19 protein-coding genes are annotated in these 24,062 nt (G+C 61.2%); 8 read left to right on the top strand and 11 right to left on the bottom strand.

Features of this window, described 5'->3' with window-relative positions; all coding sequences use genetic code 11:
- A partial coding sequence (locus tag AC3WN7_RS27185) for a cadherin-like domain-containing protein (protein ID WP_492575419.1) occupies positions 1-5,295 on the top strand: 5,295 nt, incomplete at its 5' end.
- A 245-nt stretch (positions 5,296-5,540) separates the two neighbouring features.
- On the opposite strand, the gene AC3WN7_RS27180 is transcribed toward AC3WN7_RS27185, so the two are convergent.
- The 5 genes from AC3WN7_RS27180 to AC3WN7_RS27160 form a co-directional block, all read right to left on the bottom strand.
- Positions 5,541-6,629 (bottom strand): carboxypeptidase regulatory-like domain-containing protein, encoded by a 1,089-nt coding sequence (locus tag AC3WN7_RS27180; protein ID WP_256585641.1) that lies wholly within the window; start codon positions 6,627-6,629, stop codon positions 5,541-5,543.
- A 102-nt stretch (positions 6,630-6,731) separates the two neighbouring features.
- Entirely contained in the window at positions 6,732-8,702 is a 1,971-nt protein-coding gene (lapD, locus tag AC3WN7_RS27175) for a cyclic di-GMP receptor LapD (protein WP_102673848.1), read from the bottom strand.
- 22 nt (positions 8,703-8,724) lie between these two features.
- The gene (gene lapG / locus AC3WN7_RS27170; protein ID WP_015096311.1) at positions 8,725-9,432 is read right to left on the bottom strand and encodes a cysteine protease LapG; all 708 of its coding nucleotides are present in this window, start codon (positions 9,430-9,432) and stop codon (positions 8,725-8,727) included.
- Positions 9,433-9,655: 223 nt separating this feature from the next.
- Entirely contained in the window at positions 9,656-10,051 is a 396-nt protein-coding gene (locus AC3WN7_RS27165) for a YbaN family protein (RefSeq protein WP_102673847.1), read from the bottom strand.
- A 10-nt stretch (positions 10,052-10,061) separates the two neighbouring features.
- The gene (locus AC3WN7_RS27160; RefSeq protein WP_007975277.1) at positions 10,062-10,649 is read right to left on the bottom strand and encodes a UPF0149 family protein; all 588 of its coding nucleotides are present in this window, start codon (positions 10,647-10,649) and stop codon (positions 10,062-10,064) included.
- Between the two features lie 361 nt (positions 10,650-11,010).
- Here AC3WN7_RS27160 and recQ point away from each other — a divergent pair, with 361 nt between their 5' ends.
- From recQ to AC3WN7_RS27140, 4 genes are all read left to right on the top strand, one after another.
- Positions 11,011-13,137, top strand: a complete 2,127-nt coding sequence (gene recQ / locus AC3WN7_RS27155) for a DNA helicase RecQ (RefSeq protein WP_102673846.1) — start codon at positions 11,011-11,013, stop codon at positions 13,135-13,137.
- A gap of 119 nt (positions 13,138-13,256) precedes the next feature.
- Positions 13,257-13,691: a MarR family transcriptional regulator gene (locus AC3WN7_RS27150; RefSeq protein ID WP_007975279.1), complete on the top strand. Its 435-nt coding sequence runs from the start codon at positions 13,257-13,259 to the stop codon at positions 13,689-13,691.
- A 127-nt stretch (positions 13,692-13,818) separates the two neighbouring features.
- Positions 13,819-15,069 carry a type IV pilus assembly protein FimV gene (locus AC3WN7_RS27145; protein WP_102673845.1) on the top strand — a complete coding sequence of 417 codons (1,251 nt, stop codon included), beginning with the start codon at positions 13,819-13,821 and terminating at the stop codon, positions 15,067-15,069.
- Positions 15,070-15,102: 33 nt separating this feature from the next.
- Positions 15,103-15,390 (top strand): Rdx family protein, encoded by a 288-nt coding sequence (locus AC3WN7_RS27140; RefSeq protein WP_095963812.1) that lies wholly within the window; start codon positions 15,103-15,105, stop codon positions 15,388-15,390.
- Here the strand turns inward: AC3WN7_RS27140 and AC3WN7_RS27135 are convergent.
- Positions 15,384-16,277, bottom strand: a complete 894-nt coding sequence (locus AC3WN7_RS27135; protein ID WP_102673844.1) for a DMT family transporter — start codon at positions 16,275-16,277, stop codon at positions 15,384-15,386. The genes AC3WN7_RS27140 and AC3WN7_RS27135 overlap by 7 nt on opposite strands.
- Before the next feature lie 71 nt (positions 16,278-16,348).
- The gene (locus AC3WN7_RS27130) at positions 16,349-17,113 is read right to left on the bottom strand and encodes a helix-turn-helix transcriptional regulator (RefSeq protein WP_102673843.1); all 765 of its coding nucleotides are present in this window, start codon (positions 17,111-17,113) and stop codon (positions 16,349-16,351) included.
- A gap of 134 nt (positions 17,114-17,247) precedes the next feature.
- Here AC3WN7_RS27130 and AC3WN7_RS27125 point away from each other — a divergent pair, with 134 nt between their 5' ends.
- A complete protein-coding gene (locus tag AC3WN7_RS27125; RefSeq protein ID WP_095963815.1) occupies positions 17,248-18,063 on the top strand; it encodes a UDP-2,3-diacylglucosamine diphosphatase in 816 nt (271 codons plus the stop codon).
- A 153-nt stretch (positions 18,064-18,216) separates the two neighbouring features.
- Here AC3WN7_RS27125 and AC3WN7_RS27120 read toward each other — a convergent pair whose 3' ends face one another.
- Positions 18,217-18,807 (bottom strand): HD domain-containing protein, encoded by a 591-nt coding sequence (locus AC3WN7_RS27120; RefSeq protein ID WP_102673842.1) that lies wholly within the window; start codon positions 18,805-18,807, stop codon positions 18,217-18,219.
- A gap of 27 nt (positions 18,808-18,834) precedes the next feature.
- A complete protein-coding gene (locus AC3WN7_RS27115; RefSeq protein ID WP_102673841.1) occupies positions 18,835-19,146 on the bottom strand; it encodes an Mpo1-like protein in 312 nt (103 codons plus the stop codon).
- A 160-nt stretch (positions 19,147-19,306) separates the two neighbouring features.
- Between AC3WN7_RS27115 and AC3WN7_RS27110 the strand changes: the two genes are divergently transcribed.
- A complete protein-coding gene (locus AC3WN7_RS27110) occupies positions 19,307-20,368 on the top strand; it encodes an AraC family transcriptional regulator (protein ID WP_102673840.1) in 1,062 nt (353 codons plus the stop codon).
- Here the strand turns inward: AC3WN7_RS27110 and AC3WN7_RS27105 are convergent.
- Positions 20,325-21,779: a TrkH family potassium uptake protein gene (locus AC3WN7_RS27105; RefSeq protein ID WP_102673839.1), complete on the bottom strand. Its 1,455-nt coding sequence runs from the start codon at positions 21,777-21,779 to the stop codon at positions 20,325-20,327. The two genes, AC3WN7_RS27110 and AC3WN7_RS27105, sit on opposite strands and share 44 nt — an antisense overlap.
- Before the next feature lie 121 nt (positions 21,780-21,900).
- Between AC3WN7_RS27105 and AC3WN7_RS27100 the strand changes: the two genes are divergently transcribed.
- Positions 21,901-22,467 (top strand): NAD(P)H nitroreductase, encoded by a 567-nt coding sequence (locus AC3WN7_RS27100; protein WP_102673838.1) that lies wholly within the window; start codon positions 21,901-21,903, stop codon positions 22,465-22,467.
- 159 nt (positions 22,468-22,626) lie between these two features.
- On the opposite strand, the gene AC3WN7_RS27095 is transcribed toward AC3WN7_RS27100, so the two are convergent.
- Positions 22,627-23,970: a sensor histidine kinase gene (locus AC3WN7_RS27095; protein WP_095963820.1), complete on the bottom strand. Its 1,344-nt coding sequence runs from the start codon at positions 23,968-23,970 to the stop codon at positions 22,627-22,629.
- Between the last annotated feature and the right edge of the window lie 92 nt (positions 23,971-24,062).

Below are 24,062 nucleotides of genomic sequence, written 5' to 3'. Positions count from 1 at the left end.
GGCCCGATCACCCCCGGCACTTTCACCGGCACCTACGGCACCCTGGTGCTGAACGCCAACGGCACTTACACCTACACGCTGAACACCAGCGATGCCGATTTCAAAGCCCTGCACGGCGGTGGCGACGGCACGGAAACCTTCACCTACACCCTCACCGATGCGGACGGCGACAGCAGCACCGCCAACCTGGTACTGCAAATCAACAACAATGACGATCCGGTGGTCCTCAATGGCCTCAACGTGTACGGCGGCGAGCTGACCGTCTACGAGAAAAACCTCATTGACGGCACCGACCCCAACGCGCCGGCCCTGACCCAGAGCGGCACCTTCACGGTCACCGCCCTCGATGGCCTGCAAACCCTGACCGTGGGCGGCATCACCGTGGTCAGCGGTGGCGTGGCCGCCGGCTTCCCGCAAACTGCCGTCACGCCGTTGGGCAGCACCCTGACCATCACCGGCTTCAACGCGGCGACCGGTGTCGTGAGCTACAGCTACACCCTGAACGACAACGAAGCCCATCCAACCGCCGACGGCATCAACAGCCTCATCGAGAACATCAACGTCGTCGCCACCGACACCGATGGCGACATCGCGAACGGGCAGATCAACGTCAACATCATCGACGACCTGCCGACCGCCAAAGCCGATGCGGACTCGGTGCAGGAGGGCGGCACCGTCAGCGGCAATGTGCTGGACAACGACATCGGCGGTGCCGATGGTCCGGCTGCTGCTGGCGCTGTGGTCGGCGTGCGCGCGGGTAGCGATACATCAACCTCGGCCATCGGCGGGCTGGGCAACCCGATCAACGGCACCTACGGTTACCTGACCCTCGATGCCAACGGCAACGCCGTGTATCACAGCACGCCTAACGCAGTGAGCGCCCCTGGCGCGGTGGATGTGTTCACCTATACCGTGCGCGATTCCGATGGTGACGAAAGCACCACCACCATCACCATCGATGTGGCCAACAGCATCATCAAGGCCAATCCCGATAGCGACGTGACGGTCTACGAAAAAGCCCTCGACCTGAGCCAGGGCGGCCAGGACCTGGCCGCCGGTACGGTCGTCGGCAGCGATCCGACCAGCACGGGCGAAACCGCTTCCGGCACACTGGTGGGCTCGGTCACTCACGCCGTCGGCGCGATCACCTACGCCCTGGTCGGCAGCAACGTGGGGGCATACGGACAGATTCAGCTCAACGCCAACGGCACCTACACCTACACCCTGACGACCCCGCCGAGCACCACACCGAACGCCAATGACGGCCCGAACGTGATGCACGAGACCTTCAATTATCAGGCTACCGACTCGCTGGGCAATATCGTCACCAGCACCATCGTGGTGGACATTGTCGATGACGTGCCCAAAGCGATGAACGACAGCAACCTCGGCACCGCCTCGGAGGCAGTGCCGAGCCTCAGCGGCGATGTGTTCGGCAACGACGTGATCGGCGCTGATAAAGTCGCCGTCGGCCCGGTCACCCCAGGCACCTTCACCGGTACCTATGGCACCCTGGTGCTCAATGCCAACGGCACCTACACCTACACGCTCGATCCCAATAGTGCGGACTTCAAAAACCTGCACGGCGGTGGCAGCGATACCGAAACCTTCACCTACACCCTCACGGACGCCGACGGTGACATCAGCACCGCCAACCTGGTACTGCAGATCCACAACAACGACAATCAAGTGACACTCAACGGCCTCAACGTGTACGGCGGCGAGCTGACGGTCTACGAGAAAAACCTCATTGACGGCACCGACCCCAACGCACCGGCCCTGACCCAGAGCGGCACCTTCACGGTCACCGCCCTCGATGGCCTGCAAACCCTGACCGTGGGCGGCATCACCGTGGTCAGCGGTGGCGTGGCCGCCGGCTTCCCGCAAACCGCCGTCACGCCGTTGGGCAGCACCCTGACCATCACCGGCTACAACCCAACCACCGGCGTGATCAGCTACAGCTACACCCTGAACGACAACGAAGCCCATCCAACCGCCGACGGCATCAACAGCCTCATCGAGAACATCAACGTCGTCGCCACCGACACCGATGGCGACATCGCGAACGGGCAGATCAACGTCAACATCGTCGATGACTTGCCGAGCGCCAAACCTGACTCGTCATCGGTAACGGAGGGCGGCACGGTCAATATCGGTGTGCTGGGCAATGACATCAACGGCGCCGATGGTCCGGCGACGGTGGTCGGCGTGCGCGCCGGCGGCAATACCGCGACCTCGGCCGTCGGCGGGCTGGGTAACCCGATCAACGGCACCTACGGTTACCTGACGCTCGATGCCAACGGCAACGCGGTGTATCACAGCAACCCGGATTCGGTCGGCGTTGCCGGGGCCACGGATACGTTCACCTACACCGTGCGCGACTCCGATGGTGATGAAAGCACCACGACCATCACCATTGATGTGGCCAACAGCATTATCAAGGCCAACCCCGATAGCGACGTGACGGTCTATGAAAAAGCCCTCGACCTGAACCAGGGCGGCCAGGACCTGGCCGCCGGTACGGTCACCGGCAGCGATCCGGGCAATACCGGTGAAACTGCGTCCGGGACCCTGGTCGGATCTGTCTCGGGTGCCAGCGGCGCGCTCACCTACACCCTGGTCGGCAGCGCCACCGGCACCTACGGGCAGATCCTGCTCAACTCCGACGGCAGCTACACCTACACCCTGACCTCGGCGCCAAAAACCTCACCGAATGCCAACGATGGTCCGAACAGCCTGAGTGAAAGCTTCACCTACAAGGCCACCGATGCGTCGGGCAACAGCAGTATCAGCACCATCGTGGTCAACATTGTCGATGACGTGCCCAAGGCAGTGGCATCGGATCGCTCGGTGGCGGCAGTGGAGATCGATTCCAACCTGCTGATCGTGCTTGATGTCTCCGGCAGTATGGCCGACGCTTCCGGCGTACCGGGCCTGTCGCGCCTGGCCCTGGCCAAGCAGGCCATCAGTGCCTTGCTGGATAAATACGACGACCTGGGCGATGTAAAAGTACAGCTCGTCACCTTCAGCAGCAGCGCTACCGACAGGACCTCGGTGTGGGTCGATGTCGCCACCGCCAAGACGCTACTCACCGGTCTGACTGCGGACGGCGGCACCAACTACGACGCGGCCGTGGCGACCATGCAGACCGCGTTCAACACCTCGGGCAAACTGACCGGTGCGCAAAACGTCGGCTACTTCTTCTCCGACGGCAAGCCCACCACCGGCCAGGAAATCGGTACCGCCGACGAAACCGCGCTGAAAGCCTTCCTCGATGCCAACAACATCAAGAACTACGCGATCGGCCTGGGCAGCGGTGTGAGCAACGCCAACCTCGATCCGCTGGCCTATGACGGCAGCAGCCACACCAACACCAATTCGGTGGTGGTGACCGACCTCAACCAGCTCAACTCGGTGCTGTCCGGCACGGTGAACGGTGCACCGGTGACCGGCTCGCTGCTGGGCGAGGGCGGTGCATTCGGCGCCGATGGCGGCTTCATCAAGACCATCACGGTGGACGGCACCACGTACACCTACGATCCGAGCGGCAACACCAATCAGGGTTCCCTGAACTTCAGCGGCGGGCTCAACCATGGCACGTTCAACACCGTGGACAACACACTGAACATTGCCACCAACAACAGCGGTACCTTGCAGATCAATCTCGACACCGGTGAATACGCTTACATTTCGCAGAAAACCACCTCGGTGTTGATCACCGAAAACATCGGCTTCACCGTCAGCGACAACGATGGCGATCTGGCCAGCTCCACCCTGACGATCAAAGTCATACCGAACGTACCGCCAGTGGCCGCCGATGACCACGTCATCACCAACGTGCCGTCGAGCAACATCGTGGTGCCGGGCGAACTGTTGCTGGCCAACGACACCGACCCCGATGGCGACCAACTATCGGCGACACCGACCTCGTTCAACACCGGCTGGGTCGTGAAAGGCGAGGACTTCACCGGTACCGGCGCGATCAGCTTCGCCGGCGAAAACAACAACCCCGCCAACCAGAGTCTGGCCAACGTGCGCAACGCCTTTGCGGCCAACGCGGCGACCATGACGGCGTTGCTGGTGGTCAGTGGCTATCTCAGCGCAGCGAACCAATCCAATGGCAACAACGAAGACCTCATCACGGTCAAACTGAAACAGGGAGAGACGCTCAGCCTCGATCACAACCTGGACCCTGGGCACATCACGATGGAGTATTCGCTCAACGGTGGGGCGTTTGTCAGCATCGCCGATGGTGGCACCATCAGCGCCGGCGCGGATGGTACTTATCAGATCCACGTGACCAACATCGCCAACACCAGTGGCAGCAATAAGAATTCGGAAGAAAACTACGAACTGACCATGACGGTGAACTACGCCGGTGCGCACGAAGTCACCACGGACTACCACGGTACCTACACCGCCAACGACAACCATGGTGGCAGCGACTCGGCCAACCTGACCATCAGCTATCAGGAAGGCCACACCCTCACCGGCACCAGCGCAGATGACATCCTGGTGGCGGGCACGGGCAGCAACATCATCAATGCCGGCGACGGCAACGATGTGCTCACCGCAGGCTCCGGCAACAACGAGCTGCACGGCGACGCCGGCAATGACTTGCTCTACAGCGGCCCGGGCAATGACACCCTCGATGGCGGTACGGGCATCGACACGGCCAGCTATGCCCACGCCACCGCCGGGGTCACGGTCGACCTCAGCCTGCTCGCTGCGCAGAACACCCTCGGCGCGGGCACGGACACCCTGATGGCTATCGAAAACCTCACCGGCTCCAACTTCAACGACACCCTGACCGGCAATAACAGCAACAACGTGATCAACGGCGGCCTGGGCAACGACATCCTCAGTGGCGGGGGCGGCGATGACTTGCTGATTGGCGGCCTGGGCAACAACACCCTCAGCGGCGGGGCAGGGGCCGACACCTTCCAGTGGCTCAAGGACAACAGCGGCCATGACGTGATCACGGACTTCACGCCCGGCACTGACAAACTCGACCTGTCGCAACTGCTGCAAGGGGAAAACGGCACCACGGCTTCGCTGGACGACTACCTGCACTTCACCGTCACCGGTAGCGGGGCGTCGACGGTGACCAGCATCGACGTCAGCGCCATGGCCGGCGCCGCGCCGAACCAGACCATCGACCTGGCCGGCGTCAACCTCGCCAGCCAATACGGTGTCACGCCGGGAGCGGGTGGGGTGGTCGCGAGCGGGCATGACACGGCGACCATCATCAACGGCATGCTCAATGATCATTCGTTGAAGGTGGATACCGTGTGACCTGAAACCTGAACGGAAAAACCCGCCATTGCTGTGTAAGGGATGGCGGGTTTTTTCATTCAATAGTTTCTAACCAGGGCTCTGTCTGGCCACTGGAGTCTTTAACACTTGCGATGACTGCTTATACGTTCGGTACCCCGGTAGTAATCGTCCAGGGGGTGGACTCTGAGTTGTCACCATAGTCTGCCACCGCGATGAATTGATAAGTGGTTCCGTATTCCAGGCTTGTAACCAATCTGGCCCATTTACCCGTATCGTCGGTCGGTTCCGGCTTCGGCTCGGTGACACCATTGATCTTCAGCCTGATCTGCGCTGACTGGGCCCGCATCACCCCTGACAATGACATGGTTGTATGGGGTGGTACCGTTGTCCTGGATCAGGCCGTCCGAATCGTACACACGGGTATTGTGCGGTTTGATGGTGGATTCCACGGTAAAGGTGCGGGGCGGGGCGGTGATTTCCCCATCGCCATAGTCCGCCCTGGCAGCGAGCCTGTAGTCTCCATCTGTCACATCGAGCAGGATTTTCCAGGCTCCATTGACGGGATCAGCAGTTGCGACGGCATCTTTTATGGGGGCGCCGCCATTGAGTAGCTGAATGCTCTCACCGAGCATGGCATGCCCCTTGATGATCAACTGAGTCTTGCCGGTGGTGCAACCTTCAGGAACAGAAGGGCCGTCTTCGGACTCGAGGACGTCATCCAGGCTCAGTTTCACATCCAATATGACGCGGAAGGTAAACGCACTGGATTCTTTGCCATTGGTGGCCCTGATCTTGATGCTGTAGTCGCCTGCGGTAAGCCCGTCGAGGGTGAGCTGAAACCGCCCGACAGTATCCACCATGGTTTTCTTGCCCGTGGTGGTGTCGCCGTTGAACGCTTCAACTTCCATACCGGGAGGTGCGTAACCGGAGAATTCGAGCGAGTCGCCGTCGTAGGGATCGCCATCTTTAATCGGGCCATTCTTGCCGATGACTGTGTCGATGATTGGCGTCTCGGTCGCCAGGACGATAACGTACTGTGAGGATCTATCTTGAGGCGGGAATTTCTCGATAGCGTAAAGGCTGTAGCGCTGGAAGCCTCGCAGAGTGACCTCTTTGATCCAGATGTTACCTTCGCTGGTCACGTCAGTAATTGTGCCCGCCTCATCGCGAATCCAGAGCTCCGTATTTTCGCCGGCCGTACCCTTGAAATTCAGGTTTTTGTCAAAAGTTACGCTGTTATTGCCAACGAGATGACCGTTGCTGTCTCGGACTTCATCGAAGGTTACTTTCGCTATTGTTTCATTCTGTGTGTTTGGCGTGATTGCCGAGGTTTTCGGGGGGGTAGTGGTCATGATGACTCCGGGTGTTGAAGAATTTTGGATGCCGGAGTGATTTAAAACCTCGTCAGATAACCTGCCTACTCTCACAAGTGACAGCTGTAAGTTGGTTTTCGGTCAATGGTCGAAGTTGCCTTGGAGGCCAGGCAAGGTTGGCTCCGGCGGCCCGATCAACCGCCCCATCGCGCCGAAAACACCCAGCTCTCTGATGGCCGCCAACTCCCCTGACGTCTCGACCATCTCGGCAATCAACGGCAAATCAATGCTGTGGGTCGCGCGAAAGATCGCGTCGATGAACAGCCGCTTGTCAGGCTGCTCGTCGATGTTGCGAATGTAGGCTCCATCGATTTTCAGGTACGCCAAACCCAACTGGGTGAGGTTGCCGATCTGGCTGAAGCGCCCGCCGAAGTGTTGCAGGCCGATGCGATAACCGGTGTTCAGCAGACTGTGGCTCAAATGCTGCAGTTCTTCGGGGGAGGGCAGCTGGCGCTCGTCGATTTCCAGGGTCAGCAGCGGTGCCAGTTCGGGAAGAGAGTCGAGCAGGTCGAGGATTGTTCGCCATTGCACCGGGTCGCGCAGGGTGCTCCCGTACAGGCTCAATGCCAAGGGCCTGCGGTTGACCACCAGGTCGTCCAGCGTGGCTTCGAGCATGGCCAGGTCGAAGCGTGCCGACCAGCCGAGACGCTCGATCCACGGCAGGAAATGCCCGGCGGCAATTGCCTCGTCCTGTGGATCGAGCAGGCGTGCGAGCACTTTGTGATGCAGTACCTGGCGGGTGTCGGCGCATTGCACGACGGGCTGGAAGTACAACTGCATCTTGCCTTCGCTCAAGGCATCGTCGATCCAGGTGCGCCAGTCGTGCTGGGAGTGATTCGGCGCGGTGTCATGGTGGCCCAGATACACCCAGGGTCGCTCGGGACGTTGCCGGGATTCAGTCAATGCCTGATCAAGGCGCAGCAGTACGTTGCCGATCGGCTCTCCGGGGCGATAGGCGACAACGCCCAGGTGGGCGACGGGCATGCAATCGCTGGCGCCGGTCAGGCGCAGGTTCTCCAGGCTGATGCTGACATCGGCGGCCAGGCGCACGGCACTTTCGGCGTCCAGACCCGGTGTCAGCAGGCTGAATTCGCCACCGCGATTGCGCGCCGCCAGCCAGGTGCGACGTTCCGGCAATTGGGTCAGGCGCCTGAGCAGTTCGCCGGCGGCGCTGATCAGTGCGTCCGTTCGTTGGCCGCCCAGTCGCTGGTTGAGCCCGTTCAGGTCGTTGATCCGCAACATCAGCAGATGGCCATCGCGGCTCTGTTCGCACACTCTCAATTGGTCGCCCAGTTGTTCGTCGAGCAGGCGCCGGTTGGCCAGGCCGGTAAGGCTGTCCAGATAGGATTCGGCCCGCAGCTTTTCGCTGCGCTCAGCCTCTTCGACGAACAGCGCCTTGAGCTTTTCGACCATCTGGTTCATGGCCAGCACCACCCGTTTCAGCTCCGGTGTGCGTGGCAGGTTGGGCAGGCTGAGAAACTCGCGTTTACTGATGGCTTCGGCTTGTCGGACCATGTTGTCGAGTGGGCGGAACTGCCTGCGCAGCATCCATCCTCCAATCACCGCACTGAACAGCCCGCACAACAGCAACCAGATCAGGCTGCCGAGGGTGCTGTCCCAGAGCTTGGCCAGGGCGAATTGAGGATTGCTCAGTACTTCGACCCGTGCCAGCTGTTCCCAGCCGCGCATGACCAAGGCGTCGCCACCCTCCGGGCGCAGGTTGACCAGGTTGACGAACCAGTCAGGCACACCGTCGATTTTTGTCGGTGCGCTGCGCTCCACCAGGGTTTGCTGATCCTTGAGCCTGATCACGCGAATGCTGCTGAAATAGCCGCTGTCGAAAATCGAACTGACCATCAGCTCCATCATTGCCGGGTCATCGACCTGTGCCGTCAGCGACAGCCCCAGCGCGGTGGCCGCATCCTGGGCGTGGGCGCGCAGCTGACTGAGCGTTTGCTCGCGGGAGCTTTCGAGGCTGGCAAAAAAACTGCCGCTGAACGCCACCAGCAGGAACAGGCAGATGGCCAGGAACAACTGTTTACGCAGTGTCATATCTCGCTCCTTGCCATGGCGGTTAGCCGTCGCCGATGTCGAACCCTTCACTCTGCATCTTTTTCAACACGTCCTGCCAGCGCGACAGTTTTTTCGAGTCGCTGCTGCGTTGGCTGCCGTTCTTGCCCGGCAGGTACAGGCCTTCGGCGTTGAAGGCGTACACCGGCAGCAAGTCTTTGCGTTGGGAGGCGGGGCGGATATCGCCGATCAGGTTGTCCAGCACCAGTGGATCGGCCGTGGGGGCGCTGTAGAACGTCAGCACCATGTGCGCCTGGTTCTGGCTCAGGGCCTTGACGTAGGTGATGCGCAGTTTTTCGCTGGGAAAACCGAGCCGGCGCAGGCTGAAATACTTCGCCAGCGCGTAGTCCTCGCAATCGGCGGCACCCTTGATCAGGGCTTCGACAGGCGTGGCCCAGTAATCGGTCTGTTGCCAGATGCGCGTGTCGTCCTGGAAATTCAACTGCTGATTGAAGAAGCGGTTCACCGCGTTGAGCTGCTCACGTTCGGGCGCACCGCGTGCACTTTGCAGCATCTGACTCCACGCCTCGATCCGGTTTCGTGCCGGTCCCGGCGGGCCGTAGCGTTTTTCCACGGTTTGCAGGATCTGCGCAAAATCCCAGTCGGCCCGGACGCCGTTGAAAACGGTCAGCAGTAAACCGGCCAGCAGCAACCAGACGCCGAGCCGAAGTCGGAGCGCTGGCCATCCTGGACTACGCAGACTGCGGGCCATGTCTGGCTGCTCGAGTGTAGGTTCGTGGAGTTTAGGTGGAGATTCTGCAGGGGGAGGGCAGGTCGTCGGGTTGCCTACAGCACCTGTGGCGAGGGAGCTTGCTCCCGCTCGGCTGCGCAGCAGTCGCAGAACAGGTGAGCGCGGTGTACCAGGGGAGCCTGGATCGAATGGTTTGGGGGTCGCTTCGCAACCCAGCGGGAGCAAGCTCCCTCGCCACAAGACTTCAGGATTTGCGCAGGGTTTTTTGCCTGAGGATGTAGATCGTCACCAGCACCGCACTGGTCAGCATGAACCCCCGTGCCCAAGGCAGCGGCACCAGATAACAGGACAACAGGATGCTCGCCCACATCAGGCCGATGGCGTAGACCTTGCTCTTGAGCGGAATGCCGTTGCCGTCGAGGTAATCGCGAATCCACGGACCAAGCCGCGGATGTTTAACCAGCCATTGATAGAAACGCGGCGAACTGCGGGCAAAGCAGGCGGCCGCCAGCAGCAGGAAGGGGGTGGTGGGCAATACCGGCAGGAAAATCCCGATGACCCCCAACGCTACGCTCAGCCAGCCGATGGCCAGCAGTACGTAGCGCAACATCAGGGGGCGGTTGCCTATGGGGTTGTCCATAGGCAAAACCTTAGTGGTGACGGGGTTTGAGAATCGCCGGTTTTTCGTCTGGTGCGTTGCACAGCAGGTACAGCGCAGTCAGGGCTTCCGGGATCTGCACGATCATGTCGTCCATCAGGTTGGCGTCGGCGGCAATGTCGGAGAATTCCGGTTGCTCGTCGAACAGGCCCGAACCGACCATGATCGGCAGCAGCATTTCGCTGACTTCGTCTTCGGCGGTTTCAAACCAGGCTTCTTCGCGCAGGAACACGCCCTCCATGAAACCGATGCACCAGCCGCGCAGTTCGGAATCGTCCGGGTCGTCGCCCAGGTCCAGGTCGCACGGCAACTCGAACTCCTCGTCGGAGGCCAGCTGGCGGGCGATGTGGGCCTTGAGGCCGATCAGCGTGGCTTCGATCTCTTCGCGCTGGGCTTCGCCACTGTAATGCGGCTCTTCGGCGAACAGTGCGTCGATCCATTCACGGTCCGGGACCACTTCGGAACAGATCGACAGCGCAGTGAGGTAGCCGTGGGCGGCCACGTAGTCCAGCGCCTCGTCATGCAGTTCATCAGCGTCGAGGAAGACTTGCAGGCGGGTTAGTTGCTCAGCGAAGGACATTAAAGGACTACCTTGGGGAATGTTCGATGCGGGAATTCTAGGCCTTCTTGAGCGCTTGGGCCAGCCGCACGGCAAATGTGGGAGCGGGCTTGCTCGCGAAAGCGGTGGGTCAGCCAACGTAAATGTTGAATTTGAAGCCGCTTTCGCGAGCAAGCCCGCTCCCACAGATTGTATTGCGTGTCTTATCAGCGGTGCCCTTTGCCGGACGGGGCTCGGGTATACTCGCGCGTTTTGTGATGCCCTGCTGGCTTCACGGCTGAAATGTGAAGCGTCATGCAATGCGCACTTACGATTTGTCGGTGCAGCGTCGCGGGTTCTGAACCAGCCTTGCAGGGATGTTTCGGTGATTTTTGGAGTTTCTATGCTCGAACAGGCTCAACGCGTCCTCAAGGACATCTTCGGCTACGACAGTTTCCGTGGCCGCCAGGGTGCAATCATTGAGCGCGTGGCCAGCGGTGGCGATGCCCTGGTCCTGATGCCTACCGGTGGCGGCAAGTCATTGTGTTTCCAGGTCCCGGCGTTGCTGCGCGAAGGCCTGGCCGTGGTGGTCTCGCCGCTGATTGCCCTGATGGACGACCAGGTCGCCACCCTCGAAGAGCTGGGCGTGGCCGCCGCCGCGTTGAACTCCACCCTCAGCGCCGAGCAGCAGCGCGACCTCGCCGCCCGCATCCGCCGCGGTGAAGTGAAAATGCTCTATCTGGCGCCGGAGCGTCTGGTCCAGCCGCGCATGCTGTCATTTCTGCAGGGATTGAACATTTCCCTGTTCGCCATTGACGAAGCCCACTGCGTGTCGCAATGGGGCCACGACTTCCGTCCGGAATACCTGCAACTGGGCCAGTTGGCGGAAATGTTCCCCGACGTGCCGCGCATTGCCCTGACCGCCACGGCCGACAAGCGCACCCGGGAAGAAATCGTCACCCGGCTGCACCTGCAAGACGCCGAGCGCTTCCTCTCGAGCTTCGACCGACCGAACATCTTTTATCGCATCGTGCCCAAGGAGCAGCCGCGCAAGCAGTTGCTGGCGTTCCTCGCCGAGCGCCGCAGCGATGCGGGCATCGTATATTGCCTGTCGCGCAAGAAAGTCGAGGAAGTCGCCGCGTTCCTCAGCGAACAGGGCTTTCCGGCGCTGCCGTACCACGCCGGCCTGCCCAACGATCTGCGGGCCTACCATCAGAAGCGCTTCCTCAATGAGGAAGGCCTGATCATGGTCGCCACCGTGGCGTTCGGCATGGGCATCGACAAGCCCAACGTGCGTTTTGTCGCGCACCTCGATTTGCCGAAATCCCTGGAGGCCTACTACCAGGAAACCGGTCGTGGTGGCCGTGACGGCCTGCCGGCAGACGCCTGGATGGCCTACGGCCTGCAGGACGTGGTGATGCTCAAGCAGATGCTGCAGAACTCCGAAGGCGACGAGCGCCACAAACGCCTGGAGCAGCACAAGCTCGACGCCATGCTTTCCTTGTGTGAAGAAACCCGCTGCCGTCGGCAAACGCTGCTGGCCTACTTTGACGAGGACATGCCCCAGCCTTGCGGTCATTGCGACAACTGCGTCGACGGCGTGCAGACCTGGGATGCCACCGAGCCGGCGCGTCAGGCGCTGTCGGCGATCTACCGCACCGGTCAACGCTACGGTGTCGGACACCTGGTGGATGTATTGCTGGGCAAGGACAACGAAAAGGTCCGAAACTTCGGCCATCAGCATCTTTCGGTGTTTGGTGTTGGCAAGGCGATGACAGAGGGCGAGTGGCGCTCGTTGTTCCGCCAACTGGTGGCCCGTGGTCTGGCCGACATCGACCTCGAAGGCTACGGTGGCCTGCGTCTGAGCGACAGTTGCCGGCCGCTGCTCAAAGGCGAGGTGACCCTGGAATTGCGCCGCGACCTCAAGGCGCAAACCGTGGCGAAAAGCAGCAAAAGCCAGGCGAGCCAACTGGTCCGTGGCGAGGAGCGCGAACAATGGGAAGCCTTGCGCGCCCTGCGGCGCAAGCTCGCCGAAGAACATGGTGTGCCGCCGTATGTCATCTTTCCCGACTCGACCTTGCTGGAAATGCTGCGCAGCCAGCCGACCTCGCTGGCGCAAATGGCCACTGTCAGCGGCGTCGGCGCGCGCAAGCTGGAGCGTTACGGCGAGGCCTTCCTCGAAGTACTCGGCGGCCAGGTCGAGGCGCCGAAACCGGTGGCCGACGTACGTCACGAACTGATCACGCTGGCGCGGGCGGGTATGACACCGGTGCAGATCGCCGGTCAGTTGCAGTGCTCGGAAAAGAACGTCTACGCCATGCTGGCCGAAGCGATCGGCAAGCAGCAGTTGTCGCTGGAGCAGGCGCTGGATCTGCCTGAAGACCTGATGGGTGAAGTCCAGGACGCCTTCCTCGACGGCGAAGGCGAATTGCCGCCGGTTTCCGAGATCGCCGCGCTGTTCGCGGGCCGGGTACCGGAAGGGGTTTTGTACTGTGTTCGCGCTGCCTTGCAGTCGGAATTCGAGATTTGAGAGATCGGTAGTGCTGATGTAACGATTCAGTACAGATCAAGCCTTGCCTCGGATCGAGGCTCATGCTTAGCTGACTAATAATTAGTTTTTATTTATTTCAGTCTAATCATGAGTGTTTTATGCCGTTAACCGATCAACACCGCTTTGGCATGCAATTGGCCCAGATGTCCCGTGGCTGGCGTGCCGAACTGGACCGCCGTCTGGCGGGCATGGGCTTGTCCCAGGCGCGCTGGCTGGTGCTGCTGCACCTGGCCCGTTTCGAAGAAGCTCCGACCCAGCGGGAGCTGGCACAAAGCGTTGGCGTCGAAGGCCCGACCCTGGCCCGTTTGCTCGACAGTCTGGAAAGCCAGGGGCTGGTGCAACGCCAGGCTGTGCTGGAAGACCGTCGGGCGAAGAAAATCGTGCTCTGCGCCCCGGCGCTTCCCCTGATCGAACAAATTGAAACCATTGCCACGCAACTGCGTCACGAACTGTTCGAAGGCGTCGATGAGGCGGATTTGAAGGTGTGCATGCGGGTTCACGGCCATATCCTGGGCAACCTTGAAAAATCCTGAGGCATAACCGACTGCCAGGCTTTTGAGAGACCGCATTGCGCAGACTATAAGAACTACTCGGCGATATCGTGTTCGTAACGGATGTACGAACGCGTACGGGTAATTTTTGTAGATCTCAAGGATGCTCATGCTCAAGTGTTGGCGGTTGGTTTTGCGCGGTTGTTCACAGGGGTTGCTGGCTGGGGCGGCGGTCACTTACTCGGCATGGGCTCCGGCGCTGGGCCTGGGTGAAATCACCCTGCATTCGGCGCTGAATCAACCGCTGCGTGCCGATATCGCCCTGGTGGATGCGGCTGGCCTGGAGGAGGGCGAGCTGTCGGTGGGCCTGGCATCGGCAGACGAGTTCAGCCGTGCCGGGGTCGACCGGGTCTTTTTCCTCGACAATCTGACATTCACTCCGGTCCTGCGCGGCAAGCGCAGCGTGATCCAGGTGACATCCAGCAAACCGGTCAGTGAACCCTTCCTGAATTTCCTTGTGCAGCTCAATCAGCCCAACGCCCGGTTATTGCGCGAGTACACGGTGCTGATCGATCCACCGGGGTCGCCAGGCATTGTTGCCGCCACCGATGAACCGGTTTCCCGTTCCCCGGCGTCTGCATTCCCCAAGGTTCAACCGGTCGAAACGCCGCCACCCATGGCAAGGACGACGCCAGCAACTGACGTCTCCATGGTTGATCCCGCTGTCGAACAACTGGCTGCCAGCACCCTGCAAAACCACCAGCTTCAATCCACAGTCGATGAACTCAATGCGAAGCTGCAAAGCCAGGATGAGCTGATCGACGGCCAGAAACAGCAGTTGGCCGAGCTGCAATCCCAACTGGCTGAACTCAAGAAGGTAAAGGCGCAACCCATGGTTTCTGATGCAGTGGCACCGGCCCCCGTCATTGCTGACCCCCCCGGGGTTGGCTGGTTGCAGATTGCCGGTGTGTCGGCGTTGATGGGGTTGCTGGCGCTGGGCTGGTTTGTACGTCGTCGGCACCAGCAGCATCAAGCCACGGATTCAGAGGCTCTGCCGTCGCCGCATGAGCCGTCGGCTGAGTTTTTTACCGAGCCAGTGATCTGGCCGCCCGTCACGCAATCGCCCACTGCGCAGCGCGACGGGGTGCCAGCCAATGATGAACTTGAGTGGGTCGATAACCGTCACACCATCCCGGTCGCTGCTGCCGTGGCGGCTCCGGGTTTGGCGATACCCGGCGAATCCGTCATTGACGATGAGTACCGGCTCAACCTGGAGGAGCTGTCCATGGCGTCGAGTTGGGACGTGATCAACCTGGACGAGACCAGGCAGCCGGGGGCTCTGGCCATGATCGAGCCTGCGTTCGGGTTAGAGGCACAACCTGATCAGCCGACTCGACAGTCACCGGCCGGGCTATCATAGCGGCCTCGTCAAACTCTGGAGTTGCGTCCCATCATGACTGCCCACAAACCGGAAATCGTCATCACCTATTGCACGCAATGCCAGTGGCTGCTGCGTGCGGCCTGGCTGGCCCAGGAACTGCTCAGCACCTTTGGTGACGACCTGGGCAAAGTCTCCCTGGTACCGGGCACTGGCGGGGTCTTTCATGTGTTCTGTGACGCCGTGCAGATCTGGGAGCGCAAGGCGGACGGTGGCTTCCCGGAAGCCAAAGTGCTCAAGCAGCGGGTCCGCGACCAGATCGACCCGGACCGCGACCTGGGGCACAACGACCGCACTCAGTGAGACGCCGCCTCGGCGGTAACGGCTTTCTTGCTCGAACTGCTTGAGAGCCTGCTGGACACCACGATTGCCACAATGATCAAGGCACCTCCCAGCAACATGCGCAGGGTCGGGTTTTCGTTGAACAGCAGCCAGGCGACGGTGATGCCGTAGACCGGCTCCAGGGCGAACACCACGGCGGCGGTGCGTGCCTTGATCACCGCCAGGCTGGCGACAAACAAACTGTGGGCGACACCGGTACAGAACACGCCGAGCAGGCCGATCCACAGCCAGTCGATGGCGCGTACTTCGCTCAATTGAGGCGCCGCCACGGGCAGCAGGCACAGGGCAACCACCACGTTCTGGCACAGCGCGGCCTGCACGGGCGGGACGCGCCCGGAGCCGGCACGGTTGGTCAGCGACAGCAGGGCGAACAACAACCCGGAACCCACGGCCCACAGCAAGCCGCTGGTGGCGCCGCTGGCCAGGTCAAAATCAGGCGTGACCAGCACCAGGCCGACACTCACCAGCAGTACCAGCACAATCTCATTGGCGCGAATGCGCTCGCGGAAGATCAACCCTTCAAGGATCACGGTAAAGGCCGGGAAACTGGCGAAGCCGAGCGTTGCAATCGCCACGCCTGCGACTTTCACCGCAATGAAGAAACTCACCCAGTGCCCGGCGAGCAACAAGCCGCCGAGCAGCAGCCGACGCCAGTCCACGGCCTCGAGTTTCTGCCAGCGCGTCTGGCTGGCGAACCGTGCAAAAAACGCTAGCGCGAGCACGGCAAAAGCGGCACGGCCGAACACGATGATCGCCGGTGATGCGGCAGCCAGTTTGCCGAACACGGCGGTCAGGCCGAACATCAATGCGCCGATATGCAAGGCGCCAAGTGCGGTACGGGGAGTCATTGCAATCCTTGATGACAAACGAACAGAGGCCTCATTGAAGCGCGTAATGCCCCGTCAAGTCTGTCGGCAGACTAGCGTTTTTTGTCGCCAGCCTCGCGTCGCAGTTTTCCGGGCGATGCCCCGAATTCGCGCAGCACCGCCGCCGCGAAGGCACTCTGGGAGCTGTAGCCGACGCGGCTGGCAATCTCGCCGATGGGCAGCGCCGAGTTGCGCAGCATGCCCACCGCGATGTGCAGGCGTCGGCTGCGGATGTAGTCCATCGGCGTCTGCCCGCATTCAGCCACGAACCGCGCATGCAAACGGGCACTGGAGAGGCCGGCCACCCGGGCCAGGTCGGCCACCTGCAGCGGGTACGCCGCGTACTGATCGATGTGTGCATTCAGCGCGGCATAGGGCAGGCGCCGACCGCCGACGGCGTCGGGCCTGGCGTTGTTGAGGCTGGCCAGCAACAGCACCGCACCTTGTTGTGCGATCAGCGGATCCTCGACCGGACTGTTCGCCAGCCAGCTGACCAATTGGCTTTGTCCCGCGTCCAGGGGCAGGCGGCCGGCGTTGTCGAGCAAGCGTCGGCTGGACTCGGCGTGATCGCCCAACGACTGCGAAACCCATTGTTCGCCGGGCACATCCAGCACCAGGCAGCGGCTGCCATTGACGCTGCCACACGCGTGATGCGCGCCGCAGGGCACCACCACGAAACTCTGCTGGACCACCTGGCTGCCACGGCCGTCGACCTCGAAATCCAGGGCGCCCGAAAGCCCGAACACCAATTGCGCGTGTTCATGGCTGTGGACGATCAGGTCGTGGCTGTATTGGCGCAGCGTGAGGATCGGTCTCATCGCGGGTCTCCCGGTTCAGGGCGTCAGTCTACACCGAGCGGGCCAACAAGCGTTGTCACAGGACTGACTTGACGCTGTCATGGACCATTAACCGGGCCGCGGCAGACTTGGCAAAACTTGCCAGAGGGTTGCCCATGACCAGCGCCGAGCTCGCCAAACCCACCCGTAAGCAACGCGTACGGACGCTATGGATTTCCGACGTGCATTTGGGCACCCGGGATTGCCAGGCTGAACACCTGTCGCAGTTTCTCAAGGGCTACCACGCGGACAGAATCTACCTGGTCGGCGATATCATCGACGGCTGGAAACTGCGCGGTGGCATGTACTGGCCGCAGGCGCACACCAACGTGATCCGTCGCCTGCTGACCATGAGCAAGCGTGGCACCGAGGTGATCTACGTCACCGGCAACCACGACGAGTTCCTGCGCCGCTATTCGAAGCTGATCCTGGGCAATATCCAGTTGGTGGACGAAGCCGTGCACGTCACCGCCGACGGCCGGCATCTGCTGGTGATCCATGGCGACCAGTTCGATGTGATCACCCGTTACCATCGCTGGCTGGCCTTTCTCGGCGATTCGGCCTACGAATTCACCCTGACACTCAACCGCTGGCTCAATCATTGGCGCGCGCGATATGGCTACGGCTACTGGTCGCTGTCGGCCTACCTCAAGCACAAGGTGAAAACCGCGGTCAGCTTCATCAGCGACTTCGAAGAAGCCATCGCCCATGAATGCGTCAAGCGCGAGCTGCACGGCGTGGTGTGCGGGCACATTCACCATGCCGAGATTCGCAAGGTAGGCGAGGTGGATTATCTCAATTGCGGTGACTGGGTAGAGTCGTGCACGGCGCTGATCGAGCATTGGGATGGTTCGATCGAGCTGTACCGGTTGGCGGATGCCCAGGCGCGGGAGGCGCAGATGAAGGCGACGAAAGTTGCCGAGTTGGCCTGACAGTCATTTGGTGTTTGTACTGGCCTCTTCGTGGGCAAGTCGGATCGCCGCACCGCCGCTCCCACAGTGGGCGAAGGTGAGCACAAAACTTGTGGTCGCCAGATAACCCTGTGGGAGCGGGCTTGCCCGCGAATGGACCGCGCAGCGGTCCTGTCAGGCCGGCGCGTGCTCTTCCATCGCCGCCTTGTAGATCGAGTTCCTCGGACTGGCAAACAACCGCTCCATCATCGGCTCGAAGAAGCTCAATGGCAGCGTGTCATACGCTGGATCAAACGCCGCCGCATCGTATTTGGCACAGAACTCTACTGTCGCCTGGTATTGCGGATGGTCCTGGAACTGCTCGCGCAGATGCCGATCCATGCCCAGGTGATGAAAGAAGTAGTAGCCCTGGAAAATCCCGTGCTTTTCCACCATCCACAGGTTCTCGGCGCTGACGAACGGCTTGAGGATTGCTGCGGCAATGTCCGGGTGGTTGTAGGAGCCCAGGGTGTCACCGATGTCATGGAGCAGGGCGCAGACCACGTATTCCTCGTCGCGACCATCGCGAAAGGCGCGTGTGGCGGTTTGCAGGGAGTGGGTCAGGCGATCCACCGGGAACCCGCCAAAATCCCCCTCCAGTAACTTCAGGTGCGCCACAATCCTTGTCGGCAATTGTCGCGCGTAGGCACTGAAGTCTGCGGCGATGATCGCCCAGTCTTCCTGCGTGCCGTCCTTCATGTGGGTGAAGCGGGCATTGGCATTCATAGGCAACTCTCTTGTGACGGATGTTCTCTAGAACGGAACGCGCCCCAGCACCATGTCCCGGTACATGACAAAATCGCCGAGCAGGCTATAGAGGGGGTGTTGGAACGTTGCCGGGCGGTTCTTCTCGAAGAAGAAGTGACCGACCCAGGCAAAGCTGTAACCCGCCACAGGCAGGGCCCACAACAGCATCCAGGCTCCGCGACCAACGGTCAGCGCCAGTATCAAGATGACCAGCGTCGTGCCGATAAAATGCAGACGGCGGCAGGTACTGTTGCTGTGTTCGCTGAGGTAATACGGGTAGAACTCAGCGAAACTGTTGAATCGTTTGATGTTTTCCACGACTGCGATCTCTGTGGTTATTGTTCTGGCTGCAAGTTGTTCTGCGGGTAGCTTATTTGAGTCTAGAGTGATCAATGGCATCAGCCAGTGACAATAGGCGCCACTTTAGTATCCTTCGGTCAATAGCCGTCGCATGCGGCTCACCATGTAAGAAAACGCCATGAGCGAACGAACGACTTCTGCAAGCTGGGCGATGGGGATTGTCAAAGCGCTGGAGATGGACGGCCTGGATTGCCGGGTTCTGTTCAAGCAGCTGGGGCTCGACTACGCGGCACTGGATGATCCGGATGCACGCTTCCCGCAAGATTCCATGACACGGCTTTGGCAACGCGCGGTCGAACTGTCCGGCAACCCGGCCATCGGCCTGAACATGGGCAAGGTGGTGCGACCGGCGCAGTTCCATGTGACCGGTTACGCCTTGATGTCCAGCCAGACACTGGCCGAAGGTTTTCACCGTCTGGTGCGCTATCAGCGGATCATTGCCGAAAGTGCCGACCTGAGTTTCCAGTTGCTGGACGAAGGCTATGCGCTGATTCTGACGGTGCATGGCGACCATCTGCCACCGACCCGGCAGAGTGCCGAAGCTTCACTGGCCTGCGCCCTGGCGCTGTGCAGCTGGTTGACCGGGCGTACGCTGCAACCACGCAAAGTGCTGCTGCAAGGCGCCGAGCCGGCCAATCCGGAACCCTATAAACAAGCCTTCCATGCACCTCTGGTGTTCAACGCGCCTTACGATGCGCTGATTTTCGAGCGTGCGGACATGGAAGCGCCCTTGCCGACGGCCAACGAAGCCATGGCGTTGCTGCATGACCGTTTTGCCGGCGAGTACCTGGCGCGCTTTTCCGAAAGCCGCGTGACGCACAAGGCGCGGCAGGTGTTGTGCCGCCTGTTGCCCCAGGGCGAGCCCAAGCGCGACACCGTGGCGCAGACGCTGCATCTTTCCCAGCGCACCTTGCAACGGCGTTTGCAGGAAGAGGGCACGAGTTTTCAGGCACTGCTGGACGATACCCGGCGCGAACTGGCCGAGCAGTACCTGGCGCAACCGAACATGACCCTGCTGGAAATTGCCTATTTGCTGGGGTTCGCCGATCCGAGCAACTTCTTCCGCGCTTTTCGCCGCTGGTTCGATGCCACACCCGGCGAGTACCGGATGCGGCTGATGCAGGCGCCTGAAGCGGTCAATGACGCCAAAATGCCGGAATACACAGCACAAACACAGTGATGATCTCCAGTCGGCCGAGCAGCATGCCGAACGACAGAATCCACTTGGCGGCATCCGGCAGGGTCGCGAAGTTACCGGCCGGGCCGATGGTCTCACCGAGCCCCGGGCCGACACCGGACACGGTACTGGCCGCGCCGGTGAGGGCGGTCATCCAGTCCACGCCGAGCAGCGACAGCAGCAGCGCAATCACGCAGATGGTGATCGCAAAGAAGAACGAAAAGGTCAGGATCGAACGCACGATTTCTTCGTCGAGGCGGTGACCGTTGTACTTCTGCTTGATCACCGCGCGCGGATGAATCAGCTGGTTAAGGTTGGCCTTGAGCAGGATATAGGCCACCTGGAAGCGGAAAATCTTGATACCGCCCGCGGTCGATCCGGAACAACCGCCGACAAACCCCAGATAGAAAAACAGCATCAGCGAGAAGTTGCCCCAGAGGCTGTAGTCCCCCAGTGCAAAACCGGTGGTGGTCACTACCGACGTCACGTTCAGCGCCACATGGCGCAACGCCTCCAGCCAATGCAGCTGGGTAGTCCACCAGTACCAGGTGCCGAGTACCAGCCAGGTCACCAGCAGCATGCCGAGCAGGCCTTGAACCTGTTCATCCTTGATCAGCGCCCGACGGTTACCGCGCAACGTGGTGACATACAGGGTGAACGGCAGGGCACCGAGAATCATGACGACGATCGCGACCCAATGCACCGCAGGCTCCGGCCACTTGGCCAAAGACTGGTCTGAGGTAGAGAAACCGCCGGTGGAAATCGCCGACATGGCGTGGTTGATCGCGTCGAACAGGCTCATCCCGGCCCACCAGAACGCCAGGCTGCCAACAATGGTAATGCCGACGTAGGTTGCCACGATCAGGCGCGCCACCATGTGCGAGCGGGGCATGACTTTTTCCGAGCGGTCCGACGATTCGGTCTGGAACAGCCGCATGCCGCCGATGCGCAGCAGCGGCAGAATCGCCACCGCCATGCCGATGAAGCCGATGCCGCCGAGCCAGTGCAGCAACGAGCGCCACATCAGGATGCCGGGAGACATGGTGTCCAGGCCGCTGAGTACGGTTGCGCCAGTGGCGGTGATGCCGGACATGCTTTCGAAGAACGAGTCGGTGTAGCTGATGTGTTGGGTCAGCAGGAACGGCAGCGCGGCGAAGATGCACACCACCAGCCAGCTGCTGACGGTCAGCAGGTACATGTCCCGGGGGCGCAGGTGCACGTGTTCGGGGCGCCCCGGAATCACCAGCGCCAAACCGGCGACAAAGGTGATCATGCTGGCCCAGAGGAACGACGGCAGATCGCTCGTGCGGTCGAAAATGACCAGCGTGGCCATGGGGATGACCATGGAGATCGCCAGCGTGATCAGGAAGATGCCGATGATGAAACCAATGATCCGTAAGGTCGGCAACGCCATGAGGTCCGCTCGGCTGATAGAGGAAGGGCCGCCATTCTACCTGTGAGGCAGGGCATGTAAACCGGCACTGCTGCGGTAGTTACAGCTAGAATAGCCGCACAAATTTTTCAGGAGGTGGCCGATGCAGGCTCTCGACGCTTTGCTCAACCGTGTTTCCGTTCCGCGACTGATTGACCCTGCACCCACTGCCGAGCAGCGCGAGGTGCTGTTCAGTGCCGCCATGCGCGCTCCGGATCACGGTCACTTGCAGCCTTGGCGCTTCCTGACGGTGGAAGGCGCGGCACGTGAGCAAATGGGTGAGCTGCTGGCCGAAGCGGCGAAGCTTTCGGACGGCGAAGTCAGCGAAGCGGCCATCGACAAGGCGCGCAATAATCCGCTGCGGGCGCCGTTGGTGGTGGTGGTGATTGCGCGGTTACAGGATCACGTCAAGTATCCGAAGTCCGAGCAGTTGCTGGCGGCGGGCTGTGCGGCCCATGGGATTTTGCTGGCGGCCTATGCGCAGGGCATTGGCGCGGTGTGGCGTACCGGTGACCTGGCTTATTCGCCGCATGTGGCCAAGGGGCTGGGGTTGGCGGAAGGGGAAGAGGTGATTGCTTTCCTTTACCTGGGCACGCCGCAGAAAGAACCGCGAGTGGCCGAGAAGGTGGACCTGGCCGAGTTCGTCAGCGCCTGGCCGGGCAAGGCCTGAGCACCTCCGGGCAAAAATGTGGGAGCGGGCTTGCTCGCGAAGAGGGAGTGTCAATCGACATCAAAATTGACTGATCCACCGCTTTCGAAAGCGGTGGATCAGTCAATTTTGATGTCGATTGACACTCCCTCTTCGCGAGCAAGCCCGCTCCCACAGGTTTCAGGGCTGTACGACAGCCCCCGGCACCAACGGCAATTCCAGGCTGGCAATGAACCCGCCTTCAGGGTGATTGGCCAGCACCAGGCAGCCGCCATGGCGCTCCGCCGCTCGCCGGGCGATGGCCAGGCCCAGGCCGTGTCCGGCCGCGGTCTGCCCCGGCGCCCGATAGAACGGCTCACCGAGCTGGCTCAAATATTCGGCACTGACCCCGGGCCCGTGATCGCGCACGGTCACGACGATCCGCTCGCCCTGACGCAGTGCCTGCATTTCGATCGGCAGGCCACCCACCGGATTGAAACGCTGGGCGTTGCGCAGCAAATTGTCCACGGCCCGTTCGATCATGGTCGGCCAGCCCTTCAGATTCAGTTGCGACTCGGCTTCGAGGTGTACGAGCTGCTCGGGTGAACCGAGTTGAGCATCCTTCTGCAAGGTGTTGAGCAAGGCATTCAGGTCCACCTCTTCGGCACTGGCGTTATCGGAGTCGACCCGCGCCAGTACCAGGATTTCGCTGATCAGCGCTTCCAGTCGGTCGCATTCCCGGGTCAGGCGCGGCCATAGCTGTTCCCGTTCCTGTGGGCCGGCCCGTTCGGCGAGCGCCAGCGCGATACGCAGACGGGCCAGAGGCGAGCGCAGTTCGTGGGAGACATCGCGCAGCAGTTGCCGCTGACTGCCAATCAGACTCTGCAGGCGCGCACCCATGCGGTTGAAGTCATTGGCCAGGACGCCAAACTCATCGCGACGGTTGGCCAGCTTGACCAGGCTGTTCTGTTGATACGTGGTTTGTCCCAGGTCATGCACCGCTCCGCGCAGACGGCTGAGCGGGCGAGTGATGGAAAAGGTCACCAGCAGGCTGAACAAGGTCAGCACCACCAGGGCGATTCCCAGGGCACTGAGCGGCCAGAGCAGGCTCTCGCGGTGCCAGGCGTCCAGTTCCGGGTGTGGGATGCGGTAGATGAACAGGAAGGTGTCACCGGTTTTTTCGCTGGTGAACTCATCGGTCAGGCGCCGCCATGGCAGGCGCCGGTCATCATTGTTCTGGCGCGCCTCAAAGGCCGCCGCACGTCTGGGGAAGGTGCCGCGCACCACCGGATCGCCGCTTTCGTTAAGCACCTGAACGTCGATGTGATACTGGCGTTTGCGTTGCTGGAGAATGTCCTGGGCGGCGTCTTCGCCCTGGCTTTCGTAAGTTTGCGTCCACTGTTCGGCCAGCGTGTTGAGGCCCGGGTGGCGGCTGAGAATCCAGGCGTCCTGGTTGAGCATGTGCCCGAGCAGGATGGAAAGCCCTGCAACCAGAGCGATGGCCAGCCAGAAGCTGGCCAGGATACGCCAGAACAATGAACGCACAGGAAATCCTCAAACAAACACAGATCAGTGTGGGAGCGGGCTTGCTCGCGAAGGCGGTGTGCCAGTCGACAAATGCTTTAACTGGCAAACCG

The organism is Pseudomonas sp. FW305-70 (assembly GCF_058783925.1).
Note: the sequence above shows the minus strand (reverse complement) of the source record. Positions and strands in the feature narration are given on the sequence as shown.

Bases quoted from the DNA above. Each gene is read 5' to 3' on its own strand.
- AC3WN7_RS27180 (WP_256585641.1), bottom strand. From the start codon at position 6,629: ATGACCACTACCCCCCCGAAAACCTCGGCAATCACGCCAAACACACAG.
- lapD (WP_102673848.1), bottom strand. From the start codon at position 8,702: ATGACACTGCGTAAACAGTTGTTCCTGGCCATCTGCCTGTTCCTGCTG.
- lapG (WP_015096311.1), bottom strand. From the start codon at position 9,432: ATGGCCCGCAGTCTGCGTAGTCCAGGATGGCCAGCGCTCCGACTTCGG.
- AC3WN7_RS27165 (WP_102673847.1), bottom strand. From the start codon at position 10,051: ATGGACAACCCCATAGGCAACCGCCCCCTGATGTTGCGCTACGTACTG.
- AC3WN7_RS27160 (WP_007975277.1), bottom strand. From the start codon at position 10,649: ATGTCCTTCGCTGAGCAACTAACCCGCCTGCAAGTCTTCCTCGACGCT.
- recQ (WP_102673846.1), top strand. From the start codon at position 11,011: ATGCTCGAACAGGCTCAACGCGTCCTCAAGGACATCTTCGGCTACGAC.
- AC3WN7_RS27150 (WP_007975279.1), top strand. From the start codon at position 13,257: ATGCCGTTAACCGATCAACACCGCTTTGGCATGCAATTGGCCCAGATG.
- AC3WN7_RS27145 (WP_102673845.1), top strand. From the start codon at position 13,819: ATGCTCAAGTGTTGGCGGTTGGTTTTGCGCGGTTGTTCACAGGGGTTG.
- AC3WN7_RS27140 (WP_095963812.1), top strand. From the start codon at position 15,103: ATGACTGCCCACAAACCGGAAATCGTCATCACCTATTGCACGCAATGC.
- AC3WN7_RS27135 (WP_102673844.1), bottom strand. From the start codon at position 16,277: ATGACTCCCCGTACCGCACTTGGCGCCTTGCATATCGGCGCATTGATG.
- AC3WN7_RS27130 (WP_102673843.1), bottom strand. From the start codon at position 17,113: ATGAGACCGATCCTCACGCTGCGCCAATACAGCCACGACCTGATCGTC.
- AC3WN7_RS27125 (WP_095963815.1), top strand. From the start codon at position 17,248: ATGACCAGCGCCGAGCTCGCCAAACCCACCCGTAAGCAACGCGTACGG.
- AC3WN7_RS27120 (WP_102673842.1), bottom strand. From the start codon at position 18,807: ATGAATGCCAATGCCCGCTTCACCCACATGAAGGACGGCACGCAGGAA.
- AC3WN7_RS27110 (WP_102673840.1), top strand. From the start codon at position 19,307: ATGAGCGAACGAACGACTTCTGCAAGCTGGGCGATGGGGATTGTCAAA.
- AC3WN7_RS27105 (WP_102673839.1), bottom strand. From the start codon at position 21,779: ATGGCGTTGCCGACCTTACGGATCATTGGTTTCATCATCGGCATCTTC.
- AC3WN7_RS27100 (WP_102673838.1), top strand. From the start codon at position 21,901: ATGCAGGCTCTCGACGCTTTGCTCAACCGTGTTTCCGTTCCGCGACTG.